Genomic DNA, 24,125 nt, shown 5'->3' with positions numbered 1-24,125 from the left:
TCACGCCGCCTCCGGCGGCGCCCCGTCGTCCGGGCCGGCGGGCGCGTGCAGCATGTCCTCCAGTTCGTCGATCAGCCGGTCGATCTGGTCCGGCGTCGCCAGGACCTTGACGACCTCGCCGTCCTCGGTGGCCAGCGCCAGCTCGATGTGCGGGCCGACCCGCGTGGTCAGGGCGCGGGCCAGGATTTTCAGGGCGGTCATCGGTCTCTCCGTGAAGGGCCGGCGTCGGCGGCGATGAGCCCGACGGCGAGCGCCGGGCCGCAGGTCGAGGCCTCATCCAGGCCGCCCGCGAGGCGCGGCGCCAGGACGTCGGTGAAGGCGCGGCACGGCCGGCCCAGGCGCTCGGCGAGGCGGACGCCCAGGAAGGCCCCGGCGCCGCAGGCGATCAGCGGCGCGGCCGCCGGCATGTCCGCCCGGGAGAGCAGGGTCGCCGCCGCGTCCGACAGCAGGCGCACCTGCGCCTCGGCGAAGTGCCCGGCGAGCGCGCGCCACGCCTGCGCCGTCCCCTCCCCGCGGTCGCGGCCGACCATGCGGGCGAGCCGCGCCTCGCTCTCGGGAAGCGACCGGCCCTTGCCGTCGCCGGTCGGCTGCCGGTCGGCGCCGTCGGGCAGGTCTCCGGTCAGCCGGTACACGTCGGCGGCGTGGGCGAAGGTCTCGGCCATCAGCCGGGTGCGCCGCCCGGCGAACGGCGCGTGGTCGGAGAGCGCCAGGAGCGGCGTGCGCACCACCCCGGTGTAGACCAGTTCGCCCGTCTCCAGGCGCTCGGCGTCGCTGTATCCGCGCGCGGCCGGTGCGCCGCCGAGGATCGGGATCAGGTCGGCGGTGGTCGAGCCGATGTCGATCAGCAAGGCGTCGGCCGCGTGCCGCCCGAGCAGGGTGGCGGTCGCGTGCCAGTTCGCCGAGGCGATGGCGGCGGCGTTCGCCCGCGCCTCCGCCGGCGCGACGAAGCCCGCGCGTCCGGCAAAGATCGCCACCCGGCCGGGCAGGCGCTCGGCGGCCCAGGCGGCGAGCCGCCCGACGCCGTCGGTGCGGTCGGAAAAGCAGTCGGTCAGCTCGCCGGTCATGGTGACGGCGTGCAGGGCCTCCCCCCGCGCCCAGTCGGGAAGCCCCGAGAGCGCCTCGTCGAGGGCGGTCAGCCCGCGCCAGAGCGGGCACGGCGCCTGGACGACGGCGCGGACCGCTCCGTCCTCGACCAGGGCCGCCTTGACGTGCACGCCTCCCAGATCCCATCCGATCGTCCTCGCGTGTCGAAGGGTCGGATGAGCGGCGGCCAAGGGATGTCTTTCGTGACGGACGACGGACCTGGAAATCCGTTCGCGGTGATCCCGGTGCTCGACCTGCGCCACGGGCAGGTGGTGCGGGCGCGCGCCGGTGCACGGCAGAGCTATGCCCCGATCGAGACGCCCTTGGCAAAGGGTTCGGACCCGGCCGACGTCGCACGGGGGCTGCTGGCCGCGTTCCCGGCGCCGATCCTCTACGTCGCCGACCTCGATGCGATCATCGATCGCAGCAGCCCCGACCGCGGCGCGCTCGCGGCGATCCTGCGGGCCTGCCCCGGCCTCCGGCTCTGGGTCGATGCCGGGTTCACCCGGGCCGCCGACGTGGACGCGTTCCTCGCCGACGGGCTCGGCCGGCCGGTGATCGGCAGCGAGAGCCAGCCGGACGCGGACCTCGTCGCCCGCCTGGGCGAGCGCGCCGTGCTCTCCCTCGACAGCCGCGGGCCTGAGCGCCTCGGCCCGGAAAGCCTGCACGCGGAGGCCCGCCACTGGCCGCCCGAGGTGATCGTGATGACGCTCGCCCGCGTCGGGGCCGGCTCGGGGCCGGACCTCGAAGGTCTCGCGGCGGCTCGGGCCCGCGGGCCCGGCCACCGGATCTACGCCGCGGGCGGCGTGCGCGGCCCGGCCGACCTCGCAGCCCTCCGCCGCGCGGGGGCTGCGGGCGCGCTGGTCGCCTCGGCGATCCACGACGGCCACCTGCGCGCCGGGCACGGGCCCTGAACCTTCAAAGGCGCGCGCGCGGCTGCTATGGAGGCCCCACCCGCCTCGACGACCTGCGAAGTTGCGAAGATTATGGACAAGTTCACCACCCTCGACGGCGTCGCGGCGCCCATGCGGATCATCAACGTCGACACCGACCGGATCATCCCGAAGCAGTACCTCAAGACGATCAAGCGCACCGGCCTCGGCGCCGGCCTGTTCGCCGAGATGCGCTTCAAGGACGACGGCGCGGAGAACCCGGACTTCGTGCTGAACAAGCCGGCCTACCGGCACGCGAAGATCCTGGTCGCGGGCGACAATTTCGGCTGCGGGTCGTCGCGCGAGCACGCCCCCTGGGCGCTCGCCGATTTCGGCATCCGCTGCGTGATCTCGACGAGCTTTGCCGACATCTTCTTCAACAACTGCGCCAAGAACGGCATCCTGGCGATCGTGGTGGCGCCCGACGACCTGGAGAAGCTGTTCGCGGATGCCGAGCGCGGCGCCAACGCGACGCTCTCGGTCGACCTCGCCGCCCAGACGATCAAGGGGCCGGACGGCGGCACCCTGCACTTCGACATCGACCCGGGCCGCAAGCACAACCTCCTCAACGGCCTCGACGAGATCGGCCTCACCCTGACCCAGGCGCCCGCCATCGACGCCTACGAGGCGCGGCTCGCAGCGCGCGGCTGGGCCTGAGCCGCGCACGAACGCCGGACCGCCGCGCAGCCGCCCCGATTAAGCCCGCGTTAACCCTCAGTTCCCCAGGCTCAGGCGCCCCGACGGCCACGCGAGCGACGACGATGCAGCGATCCCTCCGCAGACTGATCCTGCCGTGCCTCGCCGCGAGCTTCGTCGGCACCGCCGCGCGGGCCGACTTCCAGGCCTGCCTCTCCGGCCTCCAGGCGCAGGCGGCGTCCGTCGGCGTCTCGGCGCAGACCTTCCGCGCCGCCACCGACGGGATCAGCTTCGACGACAAGGTGATCGAGCTCTCCCAGGCCCAGCCCGAGTTCAAGACGCCGATCTGGGACTACATGGCGGCGCTGGTCGACGACGAGCGGGTCGACGACGGCAAGGCGGCGATGCGCGAGCACGCGCAGGCGCTGGCGAACGCGGAGGGCCGCTACGGCGTCGACCGCTACACCGTTGCCGCGGTCTGGGGCGTCGAGTCGAACTTCGGCAAGAACCTCGGCAAGATGCCGCTGGTGCAGTCGCTCGCCACGCTGGCCTGCTCGGGCAACCGCCGCCGCGACTTCTTCCGCGGGGAGCTGATGGCGACCTTGAAGATCATCGAGCGCGGCGACATCGAGGCCTCGCGCCTCAACGGCTCCTGGGCCGGCGCCTTCGGCCAGACTCAGTTCATGCCGACCACCTACCAGCGCCTGGCCGTCGACGGCGACGGCGACGGGCGCCGCGACGTGGTCGATTCGGTGCCCGATGCGGTCGCCTCCACCGCGAACTTCCTGCACGTGGCCAAGTGGTCGAACGGCCAGGGCTGGGGCTACGAGGTCAAGCTGCCGAAGGGTTTTCACGCGGGCGACACTGGCCGTAAAAACCGCAAGCCCGTCGCCCACTGGGCCTCCCTCGGCGTTGCCCGGGTCGACGGGCGCCCGCTCTCCGGCGAGGGCCCCCTCGGCCTGATGCTCCCCGCCGGGATCGACGGACCGGCCTTCCTCGTCACGAGGAACTTCGACGCGATCTACTCGTACAACGCGGCCGAATCCTACGGGCTCGCCATCGCCGTGCTGTCGGATCGCCTCCGCGGCCGGGCCGGCATCCAGGCCGGCTGGCCGACCGACGACCCGCCGCTGTCGCGGGCCGAGCGCCGCGACCTCCAGACCCGCCTGACGGCACGGGGCTACGACGTCGGCGAGCCGGACGGCAAGGTCGGCGCCAAGACCCGCGATGCGATCAAGGCGGTCGAGCGCGAACTCGGCATGCCTCAGACCGGGCGACCGGGGGCGAAGGTGCTGGAGGCCTTGCGGCGGGGGTGAGGTGGGGGCGGTCGATTGCTGAAGCGGCGTCTGCGGCCCGTCGTTCCGGCCGTCCTACCGACGCTATTTTCGCGAAGGGAGCGGCTTAACGCGTACCGACTTCATGCAACGTCGCGTATGTGATTTTATGGAATGTCACAGATCAGAGATTGCGGAACGCGCTGTGATTTTTACCTAAGGATGGTATCATAGCCTAAATTGCCGCCTTGGGCGTTGCGGCTCGTTTGCTGCGGAGACGGCCCGATGAAGAAGCCAAAGGCTAGTAGTCAAGTTGACCGCGACACTCAAGATTTTCTTTCAAAGTATTTGAAGGAAGTAAAAGAAAACAACGCAGCGGTTTTTGTAGGCGCAGGACTCTCAAAATCCGCAGGCTATGTTGATTGGTCCGGTCTTTTATCTGAGGTTGCAAAAGGGTTAGGTCTTGATGCGAATAGAGAAACAGATTTAGTCGCGCTTGCTCAATATCACCTAAATTCAAACGCTACTAACCGGCATCATTTAACTCAACTCTTAATTGACGAGTTTTCAGATCTAAAAGATCCAACAGAAAACCATCAGATTTTAGCCCGTCTGCCAGTCCAAACTTTCTGGACGACGAACTATGACCGATTGATTGAAAAGGCGCTTGAGGCTGGCGGCAAACGTGTCGATGCAAAATACACTAAGGAACAGCTAGCTACGACGAGGCGGGGTCGTGATGCCGTTGTTTACAAGATGCATGGAGATATCGAACAACCTGATAAAGCAATTTTGAGTAAGGATGATTACGAAAAGTATCATCAAACACATGGGCCTTTTACCACTGCATTGTCAGGTGATCTTGTAGAAAAAACCTTCCTGTTCCTAGGATTTAGCTTCACGGATCCGAACCTCGATTTTATTATGTCGAGGATTAGAGCAACATTTACAAATCATCAGCGCCAGCATTACTGCATCGCGCGCAAAAGGTCGCGGAATAAAGGTGAAAAAGAGGCTGAATTTCAATACGCGAAGATCAAACAGGATTTGGTTACGCAAGATCTAATGCGATTTAACATTAAAACCATTTTTGTAGACGAATTTTCAGAAATCACTGTTCTGCTCAAAACACTTGAGGATCGATATCGTCGCCGAACAGTGTTTATTTCAGGAAGTGCGGCCGACTATGGCACTTGGGGTCAGGCTGCGACTGAGGATTTCGTGGCGAAATTATCGAGGGCGCTGATAGATAAGGATTTGCGGATCACTAGTGGCTTTGGGTTAGGTATCGGCGGTGCGGTTGTAACGGGAGCCGTACAGCAGATTTACTCCACACGCCAACGCAGCGTGGACGAACAGCTTGTGCTTCGACCGTTCCCAATTGGAATTACTGACACAACAGAAAGACAAGAGACTTTTACCCGCTACCGAGTGGAGTTAATCGCCCAAGCTGGCATAGCCGTTTTCATCATGGGAAACAAAACGGTTGGTGGCAGCATTGTTACTGCCGATGGGATGCGCAGTGAATTTGAGTTAGCCAAAAAAAGCGGCCTTTATCTCATTCCAGTTGGCGCTTCAAACTCTATGGCGGGCGACCTATGGAATGAGGTAATGAGTGATTTCGATAAATGTTATCCTGGAGCGAGTTCTAGCGTAAAAAAACTAATGTCGAAGCTGGGCGAACCCACTGATAAACCGGAAACTTTGCTTAGACCCTTACTGGATCTCATCCAAAACTTAGCATCAGGAGAGTAGCGTGGCCCGTCATACCTTTTTTAGTTTTCACCACCAATTAGACAATTGGCGCGCCGGTCAGGTTCGCAATAGCTGGGTTACGCAAGATCGCGTTGATGCTGGATTCTGGGATGCCGCCGAATGGGAGAAGGTGAAGAAACTCGATAAGGCTTCAATTCAAAATTGGATTGATGGCCAAATGAAAGGCACGTCAGTTACTGTCGTTTTGATTGGCGCAGAGACCTCGCAGCGAGAGCATGTTAAATACGAAATCAGTCAAAGCGTGCTGCTCGGCAAAGGCATGCTGGGTATCTATGTTCACAATGTAAAAAACAAAGAAGGGCTGACCACTTATCAAGGCTCAAATCCATTACCGTCAGGTTATCCCACCTATAATTGGATCTTCGATGATGGTCGCGCAAACATAGGCAGTTGGATTGAAGCGGCTGCCAAGAAAGCAGGAAAGTAGCTCTGGCGCTACTACCCGACCTCAAACGGGTAGTAGCGTCCATGACTGTCTAGCAATCTTGGATCGATAAGTTCCGCGCTGTCAGGGATAAGCACCCCGCCAATGTTACGAATGTCGTCTTTCCTTCTCTTGGAACGGCGACCATTGCTCATGGGCACAATCATTCTGTCTTCCGTCGGAGAGTACACTTCAAAAAATAAACCTTGAAGCGCATGGTATCGAAGACTTGGTTTGGAAAGCTCAAGATTGCACCTCTGCTCTAAGCCTTGAAATCGTGCTGGCATGCACGCCATAGCTCCGCGCAATCGCCCTGTTTGGTTCGCCTGCTTCCTCGCGCGCGAGGGCTTCGCGCCGCTGGAAATGATCGAGCGAGGGCGCACGGCCCAGCCGCACGCCTGCCAGCTTCGCACGGCGGCGGCCTTCGCTGGTGCGGGCGTGGATCAGTGACCGCTCGAACTCGGCCATGCCGCCCAGCATCGTCACCAGCAGCCTGCCGTGCGGGGTGGTGGTGTCGGCCCATGTGTCGGCCAGCGACTTAAAGCCCGCCCCCTTCTTGGTGATCGCCTCCAGGGTGTTGAGGAGGTCAACAGTCGAGCGCGCCAGCCGGTCGAGCCGGGTAACGGTGAGAACGTCGCCCGCCCCAAGCTGCTTGATGGCGCGGGCGAGGGCAGCGCGGTCGCGCTTCGCCCCGCTGGCCTTCTCCTGAAACACCTTCACCGCCCCGGCGGCGGTGAGCTGGTCGAGCTGGCTGGCGAGGTCTTGGGCGTTGGTCGAGACGCGGGCGTATCCGTAAATCATCCACGGAGCCTAGCCGAAACCGGGACGGGAGGAATCCTTTTTCGCACGGGTCTTTTGCACAGCAAAAGGGATTCAAAATCAACGCTTTGCCACCCGTGCAAAAGTCCTGATTTTCGCACCGGCGAAATTCTCCGAATGCACTGCACGTCGAATGCGAAAAGCCCGCCGCGATCCGGTCGCGACGGGCTTCTTTCCGCGAGATGCGCCCTCCCGTTCACACGGAAGCGCGAACCGTCATTCGGCGGCGGTGACGGGGACCTTCGCGCCCTTGGCGGCCTTGTTCTTGTCGGTGCGCTCCGCGATGCGGGCGGACTTACCCCGGCGGTCGCGCAGGTAGTAGAGCTTGGCCCGGCGGACCTTGCCGCGGCGCACCACCTTGATCGAGTCGATCAGGGGCCCGTGGACCGGGAAGACGCGCTCGACGCCCTCGCCGTAGGAGATCTTGCGGACGGTGAAGCTCTCGTTGAGGCCCCCGCCGGAGCGGCCGATGCACACGCCCTCGTAGGCCTGCACGCGGGTGCGTTCGCCCTCCTTGACCTTGACGTTCACGATCACCGTGTCGCCGGGCTGGAAGTCGGGGATGGTCTTTCCGAGGCGGGCGATCTCTTCCCGCTCGAGCTGCTCGATGATGTTCATGGCAATAGCTCCGGCCGTCGCGCCGCGCTGCCCCGGACGGGCGGCGGGCGTCAGGATTTCGGCATCCTGTTGTGAGTTGGCGCCGCGATACACCACGCGGTGCGGCTTGTCGACGTGGCGTGCGCATGGGGCGCGCATGGGCGCGCGGTTGAGAAAACCCGCCCGCCGGTCCACATGGGAGGTCGGCGCGCGCGCGCCGTTCCCGGCCGGCCTTGAACCGGCGCAGCGGACGAGGATCGAAGCCATGTTCATCCAGACCGAAGCCACCCCGAACCCCGCCACCCTGAAGTTCCTGCCCGGCCGGGTGGTTCTGCCCGAATCGACCTTCGAGGCGCGCGACGCCGAGGCCGCCGCCCGCTCGCCCCTGGCTCAGCGCCTGTTCGATGTCCCGGGCGTGGCCGGCGTGTACTTCGGCCACGACTTCATCTCGGTCACCAAGGCCGAGGACGGCAACGAATGGCCCCAGGTGAAGCCGGCGCTGCTCGGCGCGATCATGGAGCACTTCCAGTCCGGCGCGCCCGTGATGGTTGAGGGCTCCGCGCACGAGGACGACGAATCCGAGGAATTCTACGATGCAGCCGACCACGACACCGTGGTCACGATCAAGGACCTGCTCGAAACCCGCGTGCGCCCGGCCGTGGCGGGAGACGGCGGCGACATCACCTTCCGCGGCTACAAGGAGGGCGTCGTCTACCTGGAGATGAAGGGTGCCTGCTCCGGCTGCCCCTCCTCCACCGCGACGCTCCGGCACGGGGTACAGAACCTGTTCAAGCACTTCCTGCCGGAGATCCGCGAGGTCCAGGCGGTCTGACGCCGTTTCGGAGCTTTCCGCCTCCCCGCGCCCGTTCGGCAGGCGGGGCGCCCGCGCAACACCCGGTCCCGAACCGCTCCGCGATGGCCGCCCCGCACTGACGGGCACGGCCGCTTTGCCGTAGGCTTCCCGCCTCGGCACGGGGACGGCGTGCAGGCGCCGGCGAACGGGAGTGGGCGTGCGGATTCTGGCCATCGACACGGCACTCGACCTCTGCTCGGCCTGCGTCGCCGACGGACCGGACGCGCTGATCGCGCACGAGAGCCTCGTCCTCGTCCGCGGCCACGCGGAGGCCCTTCTGCCCCTGGTCGAGCGGGTGATGGCCCGCGTCGAGGGCGGCTTCGAGAGCCTCGACCGCGTCGCCGTCACCGTCGGCCCCGGCAGCTACACGGGCTTACGCGTCGGGCTCTCGGCGGCGCGGGCCGTCGGCCTCGCCACGGGGGCGCCGGTGGTCGGCGTCACGACGTTGTCGGCGCTGCTCGCTCCGCAACTGGCGCTCGGCGGTGCCGGCCTGGACGCTGCCGCGATCGATGCCCGGCACGGCGCGGTCTATCTCCAGGCGATGAGCGCGGACGACGGCATCGTCGTGCCGCCGACGCACCTGAGCCTCGACGAGGCGGCCGACCGGCTCGCACCCGGCCCGATCACGCTCGTCGGCTCCGGTGCGGGCCCGCTCGCCGCGGTGCTGCGCGCCCGCGGGATCGCGGTCGCAGTCTCCGGCGCGGGCGGCCCCGACATCGCCTGGGTCGCCTCCCTCGGCCTCGTCGCCGACCCCGCCCAGGCCCTGCCGCGGCCGCTCTACCTGCGCGGGGCCGACGCCCGGCCGCAGGACCATGCCCGGCTCGCCCGCCGATGACGATGGCCCTCCTCGACGTCCCCCTCCCTCCCTCGGGCGCACGGCCGCAGGCTCGCAGACCGGCGCACCCGGCCTGCCGCGGCGGGTCGCCCGCGCGGCGTCAGCAGCAAGGCCCCCTGGAATGATCCGGCCGATCTCTCCGTTCTGGCCGCTGGAATGGTGGCTCGCGTGGTGGGACGCCTGGGGGCCGGAGCCCTACGTCGCCCCCCTGCACGAGGCCGCGCAGGCGTCCACGCTCGCCCGCCTCCACGCCACGGCCTTCGCCCGCCCCTGGGACGTGCACGAGTTCGAGCGGATGCTGTGCGAGCGCGCGACGCAGGGGCACGCCCTCTGGCGTGCCGGCAGCATGCAGGGCTTCGTGCTCTCGCGACGGGTGGCGGACGAGGCCGAGATCCTGACCGTCGTGCTGGCGCCCGCCGCCCGCGGCGGCGGCCTGAGCCACCGGCTCCTGCGCGAGCACCTCGGCCACCTCGCCCTGATCGGCGTCGCCCGGGTCCACCTGGAGGTCGACGAAGGCAACGCGCCGGCGCTGAGGCTCTATGCCCGCCACGGCTTCGCGCAGGTCGGGGCGCGCACCGGCTACTACGCCCGCCCCGACGGCGGCCGCGCCACCGCGCTGACCATGCGCGCCGACCTGTCGTGAGCCCGACGCCCCTGCCGTTCGACGTGTCCGACCGTCGGCCGTCTGCCCGTGCGCGCCGCCGCGCGTGCGGCAAGGGAGGCCTGATGCCTCGGCGTCGCGGAAAGCCGCCGTGACCCGCGTCGGGGTCGCCGGCCGGCTCGCGATCTGCGTGCTGGCCTTCGCCTGTCTGGCGGGCCCGCACTGGCTCGCCCTGCGGTTCGGACGCCGCCGCGGCTGGAACCGCGCGCCGGCCCTGCTCCATCGGGTGTTCCTGAAGGTCTTCTCGGTTCGGGTGACGCAGAGCGGCACGCCGCCCGCGGCGGGCGAGGCGGCGCTGGTGCTCGCCAACCACGTGTCCTGGCTCGACATCGTCGCGCTCGGATCGCTGCGGCCGCTCTCGTTCGTGGCCAAGTCCGAGATCGCGGGCTGGCCGCTCATCGGCACGCTCGCCGCCCTCCAGCGCACGGTGTTCATCGACCGGGCCCGCCGCGGCGCGACCGCCGCCGTCAACGCCGCGGTCGGCGACCGGCTGGCGGCGGGCGAACTCGTCGTGCTGTTTGCCGAGGGCACCACCGGCGACGGCACCCGCCTGCTGCCGTTCCGCTCCTCCCTCGTCGGGGCGGCCCGGGCCGCGATCCGGTCGGAGGGCGCCGGTCCCGACCGCATCCGCCTGCAACCGCTGGCGATCACCTATCCCCGCCGCAACGGCCTGCCCGTGGTGCGGGCCGAGCGCCCCGAGATCGCGTGGTACGGCGACATGGAACTCGCCCCCCACCTCGCCCTGTTCGTGCGGCAGGGCCCGATCGACGTGCACGTGGCCTGGGGCCCGCCGATCGCCTTCGAGGCCGGCACCGACCGCAAGGCCGCGACGGCGCAGGCCGAGGCCGCCGTGCGCGCGGCGATGCGACAGCCTCAGGGTCGCTCGGCATGGGGCGAGGCACCGCCCCCGCGAGCCGTTCCCGACAGGACGAGCACCGGACCTGCGACGGCGTGACCCTGCCCATCGGGACGCGCGCGACGACCCATGAAATCCGTGATAACGCACGGCCCTAGGAAGAACCGGGACCCGACGCGTTGTCGAAAAAAGCCTTCGTCAAATCCTACGGCTGCCAGATGAACGCCTACGACGCCGCCCGCATGGCGGATGTCCTGGGCGCCGAGGGGTTCTCGGCCACGGACAGCGTCGCGGAGGCGGATGTGGTGGTGCTCAACACCTGCCACATCCGCGCGAAGGCGGCGGAGAAGGTCTACTCGGAACTCGGGCGCCTGCGCGTGCTGAAGGAGGCCCGCCGGGCGGAGGGCCGCGACACCCGCATCGTCGTCGCCGGCTGCGTCGCGCAGGCCGAAGGGGCCGAGATCTTTTCGCGCGCGCCCACGGTGGATGTCGTCGTCGGGCCGCAGAGCTACCACCGTCTGCCCGAGCTTCTGGCACGATCCCACGAAGAGCGCGCCCTCGACACCGAATTCCCGGTCGAGGACAAGTTCGACCACCTACCGGCGCGGCGCACCGCCGGCGCCTCCGCCTTCCTCACGGTGCAGGAGGGCTGCGACAAGTTCTGCGCGTTCTGCGTCGTGCCCTACACCCGCGGCGCGGAGGTCTCGCGCTCCGTGGCCGCCGTGGTCGCCGAGGCGGAGAGGCTCGCCGCCGGCGGCGTGCGCGAGATCGGCCTCGTCGGCCAGAACGTCAACGCCTATCACGGGCTCGGACCCGACGGCGTCCCGGCCTCGCTCGCCGACCTGATCCGCCGGGTCGCTCGCGTGCCGGGTATCGCGCGCATCCGCTACACCACCAGCCACCCCAACGACATGGGCGACGACCTGATCGCCGCGCATGCCGAGACGCGCGCGCTGATGCCCTACCTGCACCTGCCGGTGCAGTCGGGGTCGGATCGGGTGCTCGCGGCGATGAACCGGCGGCACACCGCCGACGCCTATCGCCGCATCGTCGACCGGGTGCGGGCCGCGCGCCCCGACATCGCCCTGTCCTCGGACTTCATCGTCGGGTTTCCCGGCGAGACCGACGCCGCGTTCGACGCGACGATGCGGCTCGTTGCCGAGATCGGCTTTTCCAGCGCCTATTCCTTCAAGTACAGCCCCCGCCCCGGTACGCCGGCGGCCGAGCGCGCCGACGCGGTGCCTGAGGCGGTGATGAACGCCCGGCTCCAGGCGCTCCAGGGCCTGCTCGACTCGCAGCGCCACGCCTACCAGCGCGCGGCCGTGGGGCAGGTGGTCGCGGTGCTGGTCGAGAAGGCCGGGCGCCGGCCGGGCCAGGTCGCGGGCAAGACGCCGCACATGCTCGCGGTGCAGTTCGACGCGCCGCCCGACGTCATCGGGCAGATCGTGCCGGTGCGCGTCGTCGCGGCGGGAACGAACAGCCTGTTCGGTGAGGCGATCGGGACGGCGGTGGCCGCGTGAGGCTTCGTCCTCTCACGCCGCATCGCCCTCTCCCCTCTGCGGGAGAGGATGGCCCGCGAAGCGGGTCGGGTGAGGGGAGCGACGGTGCCGGAACCGGCGCTCCCCTCACCCGACCCTCGCTCACGCGAGGGTCACCCTCCCCCGCAAAGCGGAGAGGGGTATACCGTTGCGCTATCGAAGGAAGCTTCAGTGCCGCCATTTGACGGAACGGCCGGACGCGGCGGCCCCTTGCGCGGCCGCGGGCCCGCCGCGCGGCTCATCGGACAGGACGAGGCCGTGGAGGTCTCCCTGACCTTCGACGACAACCGGCTGGCGAGCCTCGTCTTCGGCCAGTACGACCAGAACGTCGCCCACATCGAGCGGCGGCTGGCGGTGACGGCCACCGCGCTCGGCAACCACCTCGTGGTCAAGGGGCCTGCCGACGCCGCGGAGCGAGCGCGCCGCGTATTCGAAAAACTCTACGCGCGGGTGCGGACCGGCGGTAGCGCGCTCACGCTCGGCGACGTCGACGGCGCGATCCAGGAGGCCACCGTCCAGGGCCAGCTCTTCCCGGCCGCCGCCGTCGCCGCCGAGCCCGACCGGCCGCACTTCGAGCAGATCGCCACCCGCCGCCGCGGCGCCGTGCGCGCCCGCAACAGCGCGCAGGACGCCTACATCAAGGCGTTGCGCGCCAACGAACTCGTGTTCGCGGAGGGGCCCGCCGGCACCGGCAAGACCTGGCTCGCCGTCGGCCACGCGGTCTCGCTGCTGGAACAGGGCCACGCCGAGCGCCTGATCCTCTCGCGCCCCGCCGTGGAGGCGGGCGAGCGCCTCGGCTTCCTGCCCGGCGACATGCGCGAGAAGGTCGATCCGTACCTGCGCCCGATCTACGACGCGCTCTACGACTTCATGGAGGCGCGCCACGTCGACCGCGGCCTCCAGACCGGCGTGATCGAGATCGCGCCGCTCGCCTTCATGCGCGGGCGCACGCTGACCAACGCCATCGTGCTGCTGGACGAGGCGCAGAACACCACCTCCATGCAGATGAAGATGTTCCTGACGCGGCTCGGCGAGAACTCGCGGATGATCGTCACCGGCGACCCCTCGCAGATCGACCTGCCGCCGGGGCAGAAGTCGGGGCTCGTCGAGGCGGTCAACGTCCTGTCCGGCGTCGAGGGCATTGGCCGCGTCACCTTCCGGGACGTGGACGTGGTGCGCCACGACCTCGTGCGCCGCATCGTCACCGCCTACGAGGGCGCGGCGCACGGCGAGACGGATGCCGACCGCAACCCGAACCCGCGGCGGCGGCCGCTGGCGTGAGCGTCGGCGCCGTGCGGCCGGTCTACGAGACGATGAAGCGCCCGACCCTGTCGTGCATGTCCTGCGCGACGCTCGGGACGAAGAACGGCGTCTCCCAATCCGCGCCATGCGCGATGGTGTTGCGGCCGTCGTAACAGGTCCTCGCGCTGGCACAGTCCGCGTGGCCCTTGTCGGCCAGCACGTCCACCTTTGACAGGAGGGCGATGTCCCGAACCGCCGTGCGGGACCAAGCCTGCCATCGGCCATCGTGAAGAAAGGGCCCTCCGGGCGGATGTCCGAACACGCGATCGACCTCGCCATCGACGATCCCCGCTGGGAATCGGCCATCCCCGACCTCGAAGCCTTCGTGGTCCGCGCCGTCGAGGCCGGCCTCGCCGCCGCGCCCGAGCCGCGATCCGGTTCGGTCGAGGTCAGCGTGCTGCTCGCCGACGACGCGACCGTGCAGGGGCTGAACCGCACGTGGCGCGGCAAGGACAGGCCCACCAACGTCCTCTCCTTCCCGGCCGCCCCCCAGCCCGCCCATGCGGGCGCCGCGGTGCCGCTCGGCGATGTCGTTCTTGCGTACGACACGCTGCTGCGCGAGAGTGCGGAGCAGTCCAAGCCGCTGGCCCACCACCTCGCGCACCTCCTGGTCCATGGCACCCTCCACCTCCTCGGCCAGGACCACGAGACGGGTGACGCCGACGCCGAGGCCATGGAGGCTCTCGAGGTTGCAGCACTTGCCACCCTCGGCGTACCCGACCCCTACGCCGACTGAGCGGCGGCCTCGCCCGAAACCCCAGACCCGAGAGACATGACCCACGATCGAAGTCGCGGCGCGGCCCAGGCCGCGCTCAGTTCCAACGAGGCCGAATCCGGTGCGCGCGAGCCCTGGTACGACCGCCTGCTCCACGTGCTGCACCTGAAACCGCGCGATTCCCTGCGCGACGACATCGAGGATGCCCTAGCCGAGCCGGATTCCGGCGAGAACGCGTTCTCGCCGCTGGAGCGGGCCATGCTCAAGAACGTGCTCGGCCTGCACAAGGTGCGCGTCGACGACGTGATGATCCCCCGGGCCGACATCGTCGCGGTCTCGGTGGAGACCGGCCTCGGCGACCTGCTCAAGCTGTTCCGCACCGCCGGCCATTCCCGCCTGCCGGTCTACGCCGAGACGCTGGACGACCCCCGCGGCATGGTCCACATCCGCGACTTCGTCGACCACATCGCGGCCCGCGCCGAGGCGAATCCGCGCCGCGCGGCCGCCAACGGCTCGGCGCCGGCCGTCGCGTCCCCTTCCGAGACCGACGCCGCGGTCCCGCCCGCCGCCCGCGTGCGGAAATCCCCGGCCCGGGCGCTGCGCACGCTCAACCTCGGCAACGTCGACCTCAGCGCGACGCTGGCCTCGACCAAGATCCAGCGGCCGGTGCTGTTCGTGCCGCCCTCCATGCCGGCGATCGACCTCCTGGTGCGGATGCAGGCGACGCGCACCCACATGGCTCTGGTGATCGACGAGTACGGCGGCACCGACGGGCTGATCTCGATCGAGGACCTGATCGAGATGGTGGTCGGCGACATCGAGGACGAGCACGACGTGGTCGAGGGCCGCCTCGTCCAGCGCCTCGAGGGCGAGGCCGAGGTGTTCGTGGCCGACGCCCGCGCGCCGCTGGCCGAGGTCTCGGAGGCGACCGGCGTCGACCTCGTCGCTGCGGTGGGCGAGATGGCCGAGGAGATCGACACGCTCGGCGGCATGATCGTGACGCTCGCCGGCCGCGTGCCCTCGCGCGGCGAGCTGATCGCCGGGCCGGGCGACCTCGAGTTCGAGGTCCTCGACGCCGACCCGCGCCGCCTCAAGCGCCTGCGCCTGCACCGCGGCCCCGCCCGGATCACCGCATTGGTGCCGCTCGCCCTGCCCCCGCCCGCGCCGAACCCCGTCGAGACGCCCGGTCCGTGACCGCAGGCCGGGCGGGCGGCGTCCGCGCCGCGGCGCTGACGGGCGACCCGGCGGCGCGCGTCGCCGCGGCGGTCATGCGGCTGCGCGGCTGGCGCAGGCTCGGCCTCGCCTTCCTCGCCGGAGCCGTCGGCGCCTTGGCGATGCCGCCCGTCGGGGCGCTGCCCGCCCTCGTCGTCTCGCTGGTGCCGGCGGTCTGGCTGGTGGACGGCGCGGCCGGCTCGCGCAGCCGCGTCGCGGCCCGGATCGTCCCTTGCGCCCTCGTCGGCTGGGCTTGGGGCTTCGGCTACCTGTTCGCCGGCCTGTGGTGGCTCGGCTCCGCCTTCCTGGTCGAGGCGGACGAGTTCCTGTGGGCGCTGCCGCTGGGCGTCCTCGGCCTGCCCTTCGCCCTCGGCCTGTTCTACGCCGCGGGCTTTTCCGTCGCGGGGCTGCTCTGGATCCGCGGCCCCGCCCGCATCGCCGGTCTCGCCTTCGGGATCGGCGCCGCCGAGTGGCTGCGCGGGCACCTCTTCACCGGTTTCCCGTGGAACACCCTGGGCATGGCGCTCGGCCAGAACCTCTGGCTGATGCAGTCCGCCGCCCTCGTCGGCCTCTACGGCCTCACCGTGCTCGCCGTGCTGCTCTGCGCCGCGCCCGCGACGCTCGCCACCGGCTCGCATCCGCGCAGCCGCTTCGGCCCTTCCACGGCCGCCGCGATCGTGCTCGCCGCGATGGCGTTCCACGGCGCGACGCGGGTCGAGCCCGAGGCCGACCCGACGGTCGCGGGCGTGCGTCTGCGGCTGGTGCAGCCGAACCTCCCCCAGGACGCCAAGGTCCGGCCCGAGAACCGGGGTGACATCGTCGACCGCTACGTCGCGCTCAGCCGGCGCCCGCCGGAGAGCGGTTTGGCGCCGACGCACGTCGTCTGGCCGGAATCCGCCTTCCCGTTCCTGATCCAGCGCGACCCGGCGGCCCTGGCCCAGGTCGGCGCCGGCTTGGGCCCGGGCCAGCACCTGATCACTGGGGCGGCGCGCGCCGAGGAGGCGCCGCCGGGGGAGCGCCCCCGCTTCTTCAACGCGATCATGGCGATCGAGCCCGGCGGGCGCATCGTCGACAGCTACGACAAGGTCCACCTCGTGCCCTTCGGCGAGTACCTGCCGGCGCCCCTCGACGCGGCCCTGCGGGCGGTGGGCCTGCGCCAGTTCGTCTCCGTGCCGGGCGGCTTCTCCGCCGGCAGCCCCGCCGCCCAGCGCATCCTCACCGTGCCCGGCCTGCCGCCGGTCGCAGCCACCATCTGCTACGAGGCGATCTTCCCGGCCGCGATCCTGCCGGCCGCGCCGGCGCAGGCCGATCAAGCCCCCGGCCTGATCCTCAACGTCACCAACGATGCGTGGTTCGGCGACACGCCGGGACCGCGCCAGCACCTCGCGCAGGCGCGGCTGCGCGCCGTCGAGGAGGGCCTGCCGCTGGTGCGCGACGCCAACACCGGCATCTCCGCGGTGATCGATCCGCACGGGCGCATCGTCGCCCGGTTGCCGCTGGACCGGGAGGCGGTGCTCGACGCCGACCTGCCGGCTCCGATCCTCGGCGGCACCCTCTACGGCCGCCTCGGGGACGGGCCCTTCGCCGCCATGCTCGCCGCCTGCCTCGTCGGGGCGCTCGCGGCGCGGCGCCGGGCGTGAGGTCCGCGCGCCCGGTGCCGCCGCTGCTCCTCGGCTGCGGCCTGATGCTGGTGGCGTTCAACCTGCGTCCGGCGCTGAGCACCGTCGGGCCGCTGCTCTCCGCAATCCGCGACGAGACGGGCCTCGGCGCGGCGGGCGCCGCGCTCCTCACTACCCTCCCGGTTCTCTGCCTCGGCCTCGCCTGCGCGCTGATGCCGGTGGTTCTCCGGCGGGTCGGCGCCGACCTCGGCGTGCTCCTCGGCCTCGTGGTGATCGCGGGCGGTCTCGCCCTGCGGGGCGCCGGCGGCCTCGCGGCGCTGTTCTCGGGCACCGCGATCGCGGCGACCGGCATCGGCCTCGCCAACGTCCTGCTGCCTGCCCTGGTCAAGCGCGACTTCCCCGGCCGCGCCGGCGCGATGACGGGGGTCTACACCATGACCCTCTGCCTCGGGGCCGCGGCCGGCGCGGGGCTCGCCGTGCCGATCGACGCGGCGCTCGGGCACGGCTGGCCGGCGGCGCTCGCGGTCTGGGCGGCGCCCGCGCTGCTCGCGGCCGCGGCCTGGGCGCCCCTCGTCCGCGCCGCGCCCGAGCGGTCGGCGCCGCCCGCCCCGGTGTCGCTCCTGCGCGATCGGGTCGCGTGGCAGGTCACTGCCTTCATGGGCCTGCAATCCTCCCTGGCCTACGTCCTGTTCGGCTGGCTGCCTCTGGTCCTGCAGGGGCGCGGCCTCTCCGCGCTGGACGCCGGCCTCGTCGCGTCGGTGACGACGCTGCATCAGGCGCCCGGCGCCCTCCTCGTCGCGATGCTGGCATCGCGCGTCCCTGATCAGCGCGGCTGGATCGTCGCCGTGCTGCTGGCCACGCTCGCGGGCTTCCTCGCCCTCGCCTTCGGTCCGGCCCCGCTGTGCATCCCGGCGGCCGGTCTCCTCGGCCTCGGCATCGGCGGCTGCTTCGGGCTGGCCCTGAGCCTCATCGTCCTGCGCACGCGCGATCCCGCCTCCGCCGCCGGCCTCTCGGCGATGGCGCAGGGCATCGGCTACGCCCTCGCCGCGCTCGGCCCCCTCGGCTTCGGCCTCGCCCACGAGGCGACCGGCGGCTGGGGCCTGCCGGCCGGCCTGTTCGCCGCGATCGTCGCGGCCGCGGGCGCCGCCGGCCTGGGAGCCGGCCGCGACCGGGCGGTCGGACAGCCGCACGAGGCCTGACGACCCCCCCGCCGGGGGCCATTACTCTTTCCGGCGCAGACGGCTCGCGAAGAAGCCGTCGAGCCCGCCGCGCAGGGTCTCCGATCCTTGGAGGTGGGACGGAACGGTGCGCAGATCACCCTGCGCGTCGATCAATTCGGCGAGCCCCCCGACCTCGTCGGCCCGCACCGGCACCCGCTCGAAGGCGGCGTTGCGGGCCAGGAACGCGGCGACCTGATGCTCGCCCTCCTCCGGTTCGAGGGAGCAGGTGCAGGTGACGAGGCGGCCCCCCGGCCGCACCAGGGCCGCCGCCTTGTCGAGCAGGCGCGCCTGGAGCAGGCGCAGGCGGATCAGGTCGGAGTCCGTCTTGGTCCAGGCGACGTCCGGGTGGCGGCGGATCGTGCCGGTGGCCGAGCACGGCGCGTCGAGGAGCACCGCGTCGAAGGCGTCGGGGGCCTCGAAGGCGAGCGCGTCGCCGACGACGATCTCCGCCTCCAGGCCGAGGCGCGCGAGGTTTTGCGAGAGCCGCTCCAGGCGCGGCGCGGAGCGGTCGAGGGCGGTCACCCGCGCGCCCGCGGCGGCGAGCTGCGCGGTCTTGCCGCCGGGCGCGGCGCAGAGGTCGGCGACGCGCTCGCCCGGCCGCGCCCCGAGGAGCCGCGCGGGGATCGCGGCGGCGGCGTCCTGCACCCACCACGCGCCCTCGGCAAAGCCCGGCAACTCGGAGACCGGCACGCGCAGGTCGCCGAGGCGCAGCGAGCCGGTCGGCAGGATTGTGGCGCCGAGCCGCTCGGCCCAGGCCCCGGCCTCGCCGCGCGGCGTCAGGTCGAGGGCAGCGCCGGCCAAGTGCGCGCGGGCGATGGCCCGGGCGGTCTCGGGCCCGTAGGCCCTGCTCCACCGCTCGGCGAGCCAGGGCGGCGTGTTGCCGTCGAGCGGGTCTTCGGATTCGGCCAGGATCGCGTCGCGCTCGCGCACCACGCGCCGCAGCACCGCGTTGACGAGGCCGGCCAGGTGCCGCGCCTGCGGGTCGGCCTTGGCCAGCCGCACGGCGAGGTCGACCGCGGCGTGGTCCGGCACGGCGAGGTCGAGAATCTGCGCCGCCGCGGTCGCCAGCAGCGCGACGAGGCGCGGCTGGTCGTCCGGCAGCCCCTGCGCCATGCGGGCGGCCAGCGCCCGCCTGAGGAAGCCGAGGCGGCGGAAGGTGGCGGTCGCGATCGCGCGGGCGAGCCCCGCGTCGGCGGTATCCAGCCCGGCCGCCCGGCCGGCCTGGGCCAGCGCGTCCTCCAGGGCAAGCGCGCGGTTCTTACCCAGCAGGTCGGCCACCGCGCTCTGCGCCACCCGGCGGGCGGAAAGGCCCGCCGCGTCCGGCTCGGCGACCCCGGTAGATGGCCCCCCTTCCCCCCGAGGCTTGCCCGGACGCCTGCCGGCATCCGGACTCTTGGTCGCGTCCGCGGTCCGTTCCGGCCCGGACGCGTTGCGGCCCCTGCCCATGACTGCCATTTTCTATCTGATCACTACGGCCGGCCTCGAGCCGGTGGAACCCCACGCCCTCCCACCTGAGCGAGCCCGATGCAAGCCGAGATGCAGGACGACACCACCGCGGACGAAACCCGCCGCCTGACCCCGGCGGCGCGGCGCGCGCTGGCGGAGGCGGCCGAGCGCCGAGCGGCGATCGACGCGCGCGCCGCCGCCGTGTCCGCGAGACCCGAGCGCCTCGGGCGCGGCGGCCTGGAGCCGGTGCGCTACGACGACTGGGAGGTGAAGGGCCTTGCCGTCGACTTCTGATCCGTGTCGGGATCGGACGATCCGCCCGGACGCCGCGTGGGACGATGGCGTGGCGCCGGCCGGAACGTCCGCGTCGGCCCGCCGTTTGGCTCCCGTCACGGCAGCGCGGAGCAGGGTTCAGGATGGCGACGGGAAAAGTTTCGAGCCGCGACGCGGCCACGGGTGCGAACGGCGAGGTGTCGCTGGCGGCGGGCGCGCGGGTCGCGATGCGGATGTGGCGCGACGAGCCGCCGAACGCCGACAAGCCGAGCACGACCTCCCCGCACGAGACTGTGGGCTACGTGATCTCCGGCCGCGCCAAGCTGGTGCTGGCGGGCGAGACCATCGCGCTGGAGCCCGGAGACTCCTACTGCGTGCCGGCGGGCGCGGTGCACACCTACCGTATCCTCGAGAGCTTCACGGCGGTTGAGGCGACCTCGCCGCCGGCGGCGTGAGGCCTCCGGCGCCGAGCGGATCGAGGGCCCGTCCTCACCGCGTCATGTAGACCCGCGTGCCGACGGAGACGCGGTCGTAGAGATCGACCACGTCCTGGTTGTACATCCGGATGCAGCCGTAGGAGGCGTAGGTGCCCACCGAACTCGGGCGGTTGGTGCCGTGGATCGCGTACTCCCCGCCCGACAGCGTCATCGCGGCGGCGCCCATCGGGTTGTGCGGCGAGCCGCCGGCGATGACGTTGGGCAGGCGCGGGTTGTCGCGCTTAACCTCGCGCGGGGGCGACCACGCCGGCTGCACGTACTTCCCGTCGATCGCGGTGGCGCCGAACCACTGCTTGCCGGGCTTGCCCACCGCCACGGGGTAGCGGATCGCCGTGCCGTCGCCGTTGACGAGGTAGAGCCGGCGCTGCGACACGCTGATCACCACCGAGCCGGGCGTCGCGCTCTCCGCGAACGGCACCACCTCGCGTGCCGCGACGGGCGCGACTGGACCGAGGCCCGCCAGCATCGCGCCGGCCAGACCCGCACACACACTCTTACGCCACACCATCGGACGACATCCTCGCAAGCGCGACCGCACGCTGCGGGACTAATCCATGCTCGCAGACCGTGTTCCAGGTCTTGCTTGCGCCGGGGCGCGGTTGCTCACCCTTATGCCAAAGAGCGGTAAAGATTGATTATTATCGGACATCGTAAACCGTCGAGCGGTCGCCGATTTGCTTGAACGATGTCAGTCCTTGAACATGGTTCGCGCCGAGATCGACTTTCCTTCACGAATCAGCGCTCGTACAGGCGGGCGGCGCTCGGGTCGGCCTGCTGCCAGTCGTGGCGGGCGAGTTCGGGGTCGCGGTGCTCCTCGACCGGATGGCCGACGCAGAGGTAGGCCACGAGGTGCCAGTCGTCGGGCATCTCCAGGATTGCGGCGACGCGGGCCGGCTCCAGGATCGACACCCAGCCGACGCCGAGGCCGCGGGCGCGGGCCGCGAGCCAGAAGGCCTGCACGGCGCCCACCACCGAGTAGCGCAGCATCTCGGGCATGGTCGCCCGCCCGAGGCCGTGGCCGGCCGCCGTGCCGTCGTCGCAGAACACGGCGAGGTGCACCGGCGCCTCGCGCAGGCCCGCGAGCTTCAGGGCGCGGTAGCGTTCGCCCCGGGCGTCGGAATAGCCCGCGGCGGCTTCGGCGTTGCAGCGCTCGAAGCTCGCGACGATGCCCGCCCGCCGGCCGGGGTCGGAGACGCGCACGAAGCGCCAGGGCTGGCTGTTGCCGACCGACGGGCTGAGCTGGGCCGCAGCCAAGCTCTCGCGCAGCACGGGCTCGGCGACCGCATCGGTGCGGAAGCGGCGCACGTCGCGGCGCCACGCGAACAGGTCGTTGAGCGTGCGGCGGAACGCGTCGTCGAAGCTGGGTGAACGCGGGTCGGTCATCGTCGCCGAGCCTCATAGCGCATTTCCGGTGCTGTGCGGTCCATCGAACCCTCGCGGGCTCGACGATGCGCGCCTGCGGGGGCCGCAATGCGAAGCCCCGAGACAACAAAAAAGGCCGCCCTTGCGAGGCGGCCTGAAGTCCTTGGGTCTCGAAACCTCTGGAGTGTCGGATCGTGGGGACCGGCGACGCCCGAGGGCTGGGGAGCTCGGGTTTCGGGCGCCGCCGGGCACGGCCCAACGAGGTTCGATGCCTGTTGTGCCCGCGCAACAAGGCTCGGGAAAGGCGCGATCGGGGCGAAACCGCGGCGTTTCGTGTGCCGGCGCGGCGCTTGGGCAACAGAGCCCCGCGACCCTTGCGAGCCGCGGCCCGGAGGCCCATCCTGGAGGAAGGCCAACGGGGAACGCGGGAGCGACGATGAGCGAGCGGACGAGCGGCGAGACGCGCGACGATGCGACGGCCCGGGTGGTGCCCTTCCCCGCGATGTCGGCCGCCCCGCAGATCGCCTTCGACCGGCACGAGCTGCGCACGATCTTCAACCTCTACGGCCGGCGCGTCGCCGAGGGCGAGTGGCGCGACTACGCCCTCGACTTCCGGCGCGACAAGGCTGTGTTCTCGATCTATCGCCGCACCTCCGAGATGCCGCTCTACCGGATCGAGAAGGACCCGAGGCTCGCCCGCCGCCAGGGCGCCTACGCGGTGATCACTGCGGCCGGCCTCGTGCTGAAGCGCGGGAACGACCTTGCCCGCGTGCTCGCGGTGCTGGAGCCGCCGCTGCGCGCGGTGTGACGACCGGATCACCGAAGGAGTCCGGCGGCGTTGCGGTCTTCCCTTTCCACCCGGCTTCGTGCCGGCCTGCGCCCTATCTCCCTCCCTTTGCGAGCTAGCGTATTCACACATCTCGCGGTGAATTCGCGTGATGCGCGGTTTCCTCTCCCGCAAAGGCTTGCGGCTTCACACATCTTGAGACCGGTGCTGCGTGGATCGGGCGAAGCACCGGCCGGCCCCCTCTCCCAGGGGGAGAGGGCTGGGGTGAGGGGCGTGCCGTATCCGGTGCGTTCTCATCCCTCACCCTGTCCCTCTCCCGAACGGGAGAGGGGACCCCCGCTCTTCCCGGATCTCGTGGAGCCGATGTGCGAATACCGTAGCCCGGGAAGGGAGGACGCGGCTGCTGCTCTGCGCGATGTGTGAACCCGGTCGCGCAGAGGGGGAGGGAGGTGCGCTGACCGTGGTTCCTTCGGGGAAGCCGTCTGCTCGGACGACCCGAAACGAAAAAAGCCCCGGCGTTTCCGCCGGGGCCTTTCCTTCGTCCGATCCGGTGCGGCTCAGCGGCGGTCGCCGAGCAGCGAGAGCAGGAACTGGAACATGTTGATGAAGTCGAGGTACAGCGTCAGCGCGCCGTTGACCGACATCTTGGCCGCCATCTCGCCGTCGAAGCTCGCCGAGAGGTACATCTCCTTCAGCTTCTGGGTGTCGTAGGCGGTGAGCCCGGCGAAGATCAGCACGCCGAGCACCGAGATGGCGAACTGCAGCGCCGACGAGGCCAGGAAGATGTTGACGATCGACGCGATGATGATGCCGATCAGGCCCATCATCAGGAACGAGCCCATCCCCGAGAGGCTGCGCTTCGTGGTGTAGCCGTAGAGGCTCAGGCCCGCGAAGGTCGCCGAGGTGATGAAGAACACCCGCACCACGCTCGCCCCCGTGAACACGAGGAGCAGCGTCGACATCGAGGCGCCCATCACCGCCGCGAAGGCGAAGAACATGGTGCGTGCCGACGAGGCCGACATCCGGTCCATCCGCATCGAGAAGACGAGGATGAAGGCCAAGGGCGCGAACATCAGCACCCACTTGAGGGGGCTGTTGTAGAGGGTCTGGCCGAACGGCGTCAGCGCGAGCCGGCCCGTCGCGGTGGCCGTGGTGGCGGCCATGTTGAGGCCGAGCGCCACGAGGCCGGAGATGCCTAGGCCCACGACCATGTTGTTGTAGACGCCGAGCATGAAGGCCCGCAGGCCCGCGTCGTAGGAGACCTGGGTGCCGGCCTGGGCCGGTGCCTGGGCGCCGTAGCGGAAGGGGGAGTTGTCGAATGCCATGGGGAGGGTACCTCGGGAGGCTCTCTCAAGCGTGGTGTTTGATCCGAGGCCCACGCACGGACCTCTGGCGCCGCTCGGGCGCC

At 70.4% G+C, this 24,125-nt stretch carries 27 protein-coding genes; 18 read left to right on the top strand and 9 right to left on the bottom strand.

What is annotated here, in order from left to right:
• Together ACFE8Y_RS00835 and ACFE8Y_RS00830 are read right to left on the bottom strand one after the other, a co-directional pair.
• Positions 1 to 201, bottom strand: coding sequence for a hypothetical protein (locus tag ACFE8Y_RS00835; RefSeq protein ID WP_375462483.1), 201 nt, complete (start codon positions 199 to 201; stop codon positions 1 to 3).
• Positions 198 to 1,274, bottom strand: a complete 1,077-nt coding sequence (locus tag ACFE8Y_RS00830) for a hydantoinase/oxoprolinase family protein (RefSeq protein ID WP_375462482.1) — start codon at positions 1,272 to 1,274, stop codon at positions 198 to 200. Before ACFE8Y_RS00830 ends, ACFE8Y_RS00835 begins: the two co-directional genes overlap by 4 nt.
• A 3-nt stretch (positions 1,275 to 1,277) precedes the next feature.
• Here ACFE8Y_RS00830 and ACFE8Y_RS00825 point away from each other — a divergent pair, with 3 nt between their 5' ends.
• From ACFE8Y_RS00825 to ACFE8Y_RS00805, 5 genes are all read left to right on the top strand, one after another.
• Positions 1,278 to 1,997: a HisA/HisF-related TIM barrel protein gene (locus tag ACFE8Y_RS00825; protein WP_375462481.1), complete on the top strand. Its 720-nt coding sequence runs from the start codon at positions 1,278 to 1,280 to the stop codon at positions 1,995 to 1,997.
• Positions 1,998 to 2,069: 72 nt separating this feature from the next.
• Positions 2,070 to 2,672, top strand: a complete 603-nt coding sequence (gene leuD, locus ACFE8Y_RS00820) for a 3-isopropylmalate dehydratase small subunit (RefSeq protein WP_375462480.1) — start codon at positions 2,070 to 2,072, stop codon at positions 2,670 to 2,672.
• Between the two features lie 104 nt (positions 2,673 to 2,776).
• Positions 2,777 to 3,967 (top strand): lytic murein transglycosylase, encoded by a 1,191-nt coding sequence (locus ACFE8Y_RS00815; protein WP_375462479.1) that lies wholly within the window; start codon positions 2,777 to 2,779, stop codon positions 3,965 to 3,967.
• Between the two features lie 243 nt (positions 3,968 to 4,210).
• Complete coding sequence (locus ACFE8Y_RS00810; protein WP_375462478.1) at positions 4,211 to 5,680, top strand: SIR2 family protein; 1,470 nt, start codon at positions 4,211 to 4,213, stop codon at positions 5,678 to 5,680.
• Position 5,681: 1 nt separating this feature from the next.
• On the top strand, positions 5,682 to 6,128 hold the full coding sequence (locus ACFE8Y_RS00805) for a TIR domain-containing protein (RefSeq protein WP_375462477.1): 447 nt from the start codon (positions 5,682 to 5,684) through the stop codon (positions 6,126 to 6,128).
• A gap of 240 nt (positions 6,129 to 6,368) precedes the next feature.
• Here ACFE8Y_RS00805 and ACFE8Y_RS00800 read toward each other — a convergent pair whose 3' ends face one another.
• Positions 6,369 to 6,926: a recombinase family protein gene (locus ACFE8Y_RS00800; protein WP_375462476.1), complete on the bottom strand. Its 558-nt coding sequence runs from the start codon at positions 6,924 to 6,926 to the stop codon at positions 6,369 to 6,371.
• A gap of 234 nt (positions 6,927 to 7,160) precedes the next feature.
• The gene (gene rplS, locus ACFE8Y_RS00795) at positions 7,161 to 7,562 is read right to left on the bottom strand and encodes a 50S ribosomal protein L19 (protein ID WP_375462475.1); all 402 of its coding nucleotides are present in this window, start codon (positions 7,560 to 7,562) and stop codon (positions 7,161 to 7,163) included.
• 244 nt (positions 7,563 to 7,806) lie between these two features.
• On the opposite strand from rplS, the gene ACFE8Y_RS00790 reads away from it, so the two are divergent.
• The 6 genes from ACFE8Y_RS00790 to ACFE8Y_RS00765 all read left to right on the top strand — a co-directional run bounded on the left by ACFE8Y_RS00790 (position 7,807) and on the right by ACFE8Y_RS00765 (position 13,565).
• Entirely contained in the window at positions 7,807 to 8,373 is a 567-nt protein-coding gene (locus ACFE8Y_RS00790) for a NifU family protein (RefSeq protein WP_375462474.1), read from the top strand.
• 178 nt (positions 8,374 to 8,551) lie between these two features.
• Positions 8,552 to 9,229, top strand: a complete 678-nt coding sequence (tsaB, locus tag ACFE8Y_RS00785; RefSeq protein WP_375462473.1) for a tRNA (adenosine(37)-N6)-threonylcarbamoyltransferase complex dimerization subunit type 1 TsaB — start codon at positions 8,552 to 8,554, stop codon at positions 9,227 to 9,229.
• A gap of 121 nt (positions 9,230 to 9,350) precedes the next feature.
• Positions 9,351 to 9,872 carry a GNAT family N-acetyltransferase gene (locus tag ACFE8Y_RS00780; protein ID WP_375462472.1) on the top strand — a complete coding sequence of 174 codons (522 nt, stop codon included), beginning with the start codon at positions 9,351 to 9,353 and terminating at the stop codon, positions 9,870 to 9,872.
• A gap of 109 nt (positions 9,873 to 9,981) precedes the next feature.
• Positions 9,982 to 10,845, top strand: a complete 864-nt coding sequence (locus ACFE8Y_RS00775) for a lysophospholipid acyltransferase family protein (RefSeq protein WP_375462471.1) — start codon at positions 9,982 to 9,984, stop codon at positions 10,843 to 10,845.
• Between the two features lie 80 nt (positions 10,846 to 10,925).
• Positions 10,926 to 12,266 (top strand): tRNA (N6-isopentenyl adenosine(37)-C2)-methylthiotransferase MiaB, encoded by a 1,341-nt coding sequence (gene miaB, locus ACFE8Y_RS00770; protein WP_375462470.1) that lies wholly within the window; start codon positions 10,926 to 10,928, stop codon positions 12,264 to 12,266.
• A 228-nt stretch (positions 12,267 to 12,494) separates the two neighbouring features.
• Complete coding sequence (locus tag ACFE8Y_RS00765) at positions 12,495 to 13,565, top strand: PhoH family protein (RefSeq protein ID WP_375462548.1); 1,071 nt, start codon at positions 12,495 to 12,497, stop codon at positions 13,563 to 13,565.
• 22 nt (positions 13,566 to 13,587) lie between these two features.
• Here the strand turns inward: ACFE8Y_RS00765 and ACFE8Y_RS00760 are convergent, their stop codons facing one another.
• A complete protein-coding gene (locus ACFE8Y_RS00760; RefSeq protein ID WP_375462469.1) occupies positions 13,588 to 13,746 on the bottom strand; it encodes a hypothetical protein in 159 nt (52 codons plus the stop codon).
• Between the two features lie 90 nt (positions 13,747 to 13,836).
• Between ACFE8Y_RS00760 and ybeY the strand changes: the two genes are divergently transcribed.
• The 4 genes from ybeY (at position 13,837) to ACFE8Y_RS00740 (ending at position 18,331) form a co-directional block, all read left to right on the top strand.
• Positions 13,837 to 14,322, top strand: a complete 486-nt coding sequence (ybeY, locus tag ACFE8Y_RS00755; RefSeq protein ID WP_375462468.1) for an rRNA maturation RNase YbeY — start codon at positions 13,837 to 13,839, stop codon at positions 14,320 to 14,322.
• A 36-nt stretch (positions 14,323 to 14,358) separates the two neighbouring features.
• The gene (locus tag ACFE8Y_RS00750; protein WP_375462467.1) at positions 14,359 to 15,495 is read left to right on the top strand and encodes a CBS domain-containing protein; all 1,137 of its coding nucleotides are present in this window, start codon (positions 14,359 to 14,361) and stop codon (positions 15,493 to 15,495) included.
• A 74-nt stretch (positions 15,496 to 15,569) separates the two neighbouring features.
• Positions 15,570 to 17,153 carry an apolipoprotein N-acyltransferase gene (lnt, locus tag ACFE8Y_RS00745; RefSeq protein WP_375462547.1) on the top strand — a complete coding sequence of 528 codons (1,584 nt, stop codon included), beginning with the start codon at positions 15,570 to 15,572 and terminating at the stop codon, positions 17,151 to 17,153.
• A complete protein-coding gene (locus tag ACFE8Y_RS00740) occupies positions 17,150 to 18,331 on the top strand; it encodes an MFS transporter (RefSeq protein ID WP_375462466.1) in 1,182 nt (393 codons plus the stop codon). Before lnt ends, ACFE8Y_RS00740 begins: the two co-directional genes overlap by 4 nt.
• Before the next feature lie 21 nt (positions 18,332 to 18,352).
• Here ACFE8Y_RS00740 and ACFE8Y_RS00735 read toward each other — a convergent pair whose 3' ends face one another.
• Complete coding sequence (locus tag ACFE8Y_RS00735) at positions 18,353 to 19,798, bottom strand: RsmB/NOP family class I SAM-dependent RNA methyltransferase (RefSeq protein WP_375462465.1); 1,446 nt, start codon at positions 19,796 to 19,798, stop codon at positions 18,353 to 18,355.
• 78 nt (positions 19,799 to 19,876) lie between these two features.
• On the opposite strand from ACFE8Y_RS00735, the gene ACFE8Y_RS00730 reads away from it, so the two are divergent.
• Together ACFE8Y_RS00730 and ACFE8Y_RS00725 are read left to right on the top strand one after the other, a co-directional pair.
• Positions 19,877 to 20,092, top strand: coding sequence for a DUF1674 domain-containing protein (locus ACFE8Y_RS00730; protein WP_375462464.1), 216 nt, complete (start codon positions 19,877 to 19,879; stop codon positions 20,090 to 20,092).
• Positions 20,093 to 20,214: 122 nt separating this feature from the next.
• Positions 20,215 to 20,526, top strand: a complete 312-nt coding sequence (locus ACFE8Y_RS00725) for a cupin domain-containing protein (protein ID WP_375462463.1) — start codon at positions 20,215 to 20,217, stop codon at positions 20,524 to 20,526.
• 34 nt (positions 20,527 to 20,560) lie between these two features.
• Here the strand turns inward: ACFE8Y_RS00725 and ACFE8Y_RS00720 are convergent, their stop codons facing one another.
• Together ACFE8Y_RS00720 and bluB are read right to left on the bottom strand one after the other, a co-directional pair.
• Positions 20,561 to 21,076 carry a L,D-transpeptidase gene (locus tag ACFE8Y_RS00720; protein ID WP_375462462.1) on the bottom strand — a complete coding sequence of 172 codons (516 nt, stop codon included), beginning with the start codon at positions 21,074 to 21,076 and terminating at the stop codon, positions 20,561 to 20,563.
• 227 nt (positions 21,077 to 21,303) lie between these two features.
• Complete coding sequence (gene bluB / locus ACFE8Y_RS00715; RefSeq protein WP_375462461.1) at positions 21,304 to 21,951, bottom strand: 5,6-dimethylbenzimidazole synthase; 648 nt, start codon at positions 21,949 to 21,951, stop codon at positions 21,304 to 21,306.
• A 415-nt stretch (positions 21,952 to 22,366) separates the two neighbouring features.
• Here bluB and ACFE8Y_RS00710 point away from each other — a divergent pair, with 415 nt between their 5' ends.
• Complete coding sequence (locus ACFE8Y_RS00710) at positions 22,367 to 22,738, top strand: DUF2794 domain-containing protein (protein WP_375462460.1); 372 nt, start codon at positions 22,367 to 22,369, stop codon at positions 22,736 to 22,738.
• A 536-nt stretch (positions 22,739 to 23,274) separates the two neighbouring features.
• Here ACFE8Y_RS00710 and ACFE8Y_RS00705 read toward each other — a convergent pair.
• A complete protein-coding gene (locus ACFE8Y_RS00705) occupies positions 23,275 to 24,042 on the bottom strand; it encodes a Bax inhibitor-1/YccA family protein (RefSeq protein WP_375462459.1) in 768 nt (255 codons plus the stop codon).
• Between the last annotated feature and the right edge of the window lie 83 nt (positions 24,043 to 24,125).

The organism is uncultured Methylobacterium sp. (assembly GCF_964242245.1).
Classification (GTDB): Bacteria; Pseudomonadota; Alphaproteobacteria; order Rhizobiales; family Beijerinckiaceae; genus Methylobacterium.
The sequence above is the reverse complement of the archived record's forward strand: the minus strand, read 5'-3'. Positions and strand labels throughout refer to the sequence as shown.